Annotated in this window: 2 protein-coding genes; both read right to left on the bottom strand. The window is 28.4% G+C overall.

Annotated features, from left to right (window positions below; translation table 11 throughout):
• Positions 1 to 2,871, bottom strand: a 2,871-nt coding sequence (locus tag Trichorick_RS09190) for an amino acid adenylation domain-containing protein (RefSeq protein ID WP_323739349.1), incomplete at its 3' end; no start/stop codon positions are given.
• Positions 2,865 to 3,212 (bottom strand): phosphopantetheine-binding protein (locus Trichorick_RS09185; RefSeq protein WP_323739348.1); only part of this gene is annotated, 348 nt, incomplete at its 5' end. The genes Trichorick_RS09185 and Trichorick_RS09190, both read right to left, overlap by 7 nt.

Below are 3,212 nucleotides of genomic sequence, written 5' to 3'. Positions count from 1 at the left end.
TTGCTCATCACTTCTTCCTAAATACTCAATATTACCATCGTGTAAATACCGCCCTATGTCTCCTGTCTTATATAAACGCTCACCATTACCAAATGGATTCGCTATAAATCTCTCAGCCGTCAAATCTGCTCTATTAACATACCCTCTTGCTAGCCCTACACCACCTATATATATCTCTCCCACTCCTCCTATTGGCAGTAAATTCAAATTATTATCTAATACATATATTTTTACATTGTAAATTGGAGAACCTATTAAATTTACATCTTCACAAATTATTTGTTTGCCAGATGCATATATTGTTGTTTCTGTAGGACCGTAATAATTGTACAATTTATGATGACTTGACCAATATTTAGCTGTATCTCTATCACATGGTTCTCCTGCATATATTATTCCGTATAAATCCTTATATTGTACTCTAGGTAAATTCGATAATAAAACAGGAGGGAGATATAAATAATTAATATTATTTCTAATAATATATTTACTAATTGATACTACATTAGTTCGAAGTTTTTCACTTAATAAATGAAGAACTCCACCATTAAATAATGCAATAAAAAATTCTGACACTGATACATCAAACACATAAGAAGTAAATGCTGTTACAGCGTTTCCTTTAGCAAAATTGTATACAGATTGTAAAGATAATATAGTATTAATTACCCCTCCATGTTCAATCATTACTCCTTTAGAATTACCTGTGGTACCAGAAGTATAGATTACATATGCTAGGCTATTACTCTTTCCCATTGGAACTGGATTTGCTTCACTTTCAGATAACAATTGTTCTTGTAATATTTGACTATCTATACTTAATACTTCTATATCATCAACTATTCTTTTTAGTCTCTTCTTATATCTTTCATTTACTATAACTAAAGTTTTAATTATTCTCCTTGCTCTATTTGCTATATTAATATCTTGTACAATATATTTGATTCTTTGATCAGGATAATTGGGATCTATAGGTACATATGATCCTCCGGCTTTCAATATTCCTAGTATAGAAATAAGCATATTTTCATTTCTATCAAGACACAGTGCGACTAGGGTACCTGATCCAATCTTATGCTGTCTTAAATAATTAGCTAACTTATTTACTCTTGAATTTAATTCAGAATACGTAAGTTTAATATTCTCATATACTAATGCTATATTATCTGGTGTTTTTATTACTTGTTCTTCAAATAATTGATGTATTGTCTTATCTTCGAGACAGTCTCTTTCTGTCTTATTCCATTCTTCTACTATTAGCTTATACTGTTGTTTACTTAGATAGTTTATTTCATTTATCTTTATTCTATCTTGAGAATTATCAACTAATTCTCCGAATTGTACCAATATATTCTGATACGTTTCTATAAAACCTTTTATTGTTGCTTTACTATATAAACTAGTAGCATAATTAAAACTTCCTTTTAGTTTCTCTCCATTATCATCTATAAAAGTACTAAGATCAAACTTCGCTATTTTGTATCCATAATCTTCCTCATACTTACTTAAAATACTAGCTAAACTACTGTTTTTATCTTGCTCTAATTTTGACTGATCGTTAATTTTTATTTCAAATTGCTGAGTTCCAAACATTACTTGAAAAATTGGATGCCTATTAGTGTCCTTGTCAACTTTTAACTCTTCTACTAATTTCTCAAATGGTAAGTCCTGATATAATTGAGCTTCTATTAATTCTCGGCTCACCTTTCTTATGTATTCTTTAATTGATAATGTATCATCAATCTTTATTCTTAATAACAAGGAGTTAACAAAAAATCCTATCAAATTTTCTACCTTATCATAATGCCTATTAGCTACTGGTATACCGACAATTATATCATTTTGATTACTATATACTTTTAGTAACAAACAATACCCTGCAAGCAATAGACTATAGAGACTAACTTCAAGATCCTTTGCTAATTGCCTTAATTCCCTTGATACATTAGCTTTTATCTCAAAAAAAATATCTTCACCCTTATAATCAAACTCTATTGGTCTAGGCTTGTCTGTAACTAAGCATAAAGTTTCATAATCAATTAATTTATTTTTCCAATAATTTAATTGTTTCTCTAATCTCTCTTCTTTTAAATAATTTTTTTGCCATAAAGTAAAATCTCTATATTGTATATTTAATGGGAGCAACTCTAGTGTTACTTTCTTCTCACCTTGCGCTATTTTATAATGGTATTGATAAAGCTCTGCCAATTCTGCTAATAATACATTTATAGACCACCCATCAAATGCTATATGATGAATTACTATACTTAAATAGTATTTTTTATCTATTAAATCTTGTTCATATAAATTAACTTTTATTGGATATTCACTACTTAGATTATACACATGATTCACTGACTTACTTATTTCTTGCGATAATTCTTCCTGAGATCTAACCTTAACTAACGAAATATTTAATGGATACTCGTCTAGTTGCATTACTAACTGACATCCATTACCTTGACTATCTTCTCTTATTATACTTCTTAATATTTCATGCCTTTCTACAATATCATTAATACTTTGTTTTAAACTCTTTAACACTAACTCATCATTTACTGATAAAGTAAATACTAAAGAGATATTATAAGCATTTGTTCCTCCTTCATATTTATCAATAAAGTTTAATCTTTCTTGTGCAAATGAAAGAGGTATTAAGCAATTACCACAATTAAAATGTAAAATATTAGAGTTAATATTGCTTAAAGCAGATACAATAAAGTCTTTATTATTACTAACAAATTCTCTTGCAAAGATTCTATAATGATCACTAACTTTTTTAGGAACTAATACATCTAGATTACCATTATCTAATTCAAACTTAAACCCATTAAAAATTAGACTATAGAGCTTATCAATTTTTTCTAACATTCAAAATTCCATTTCTCACAATGTAGCCCTTCATTGCTTAAAGCTTTATTTTCTAAATATTGTACTAAAGCCAAGATATTTTTACTGCTAAAAATATCCTCAATACCTATATGGATTGATAGTTCTTGATTTAATTTACTTACTAATTTAATAGCTGAAATACTATCCCCACCAATTCTAAAGAAGTTATCAGTGATACTGATTTTTTCCAGTTTAAGCACTTGAGCCCAAATATCACACAATTGTTTTTCTAACTCAGTTCTTGGCGCAATATAGCTGTCTTGATTTTGTACTTCTGGATCAGGTAGTGCTTTGTGATCTAGTTTTCCATTACTTGTTAA

The organism is Candidatus Trichorickettsia mobilis (assembly GCF_034366785.1).
Lineage (GTDB): Bacteria > Pseudomonadota > Alphaproteobacteria > Rickettsiales > Rickettsiaceae > Trichorickettsia > Trichorickettsia mobilis_A.
This window is presented reverse-complemented; position numbering and strand designations above follow the sequence as displayed.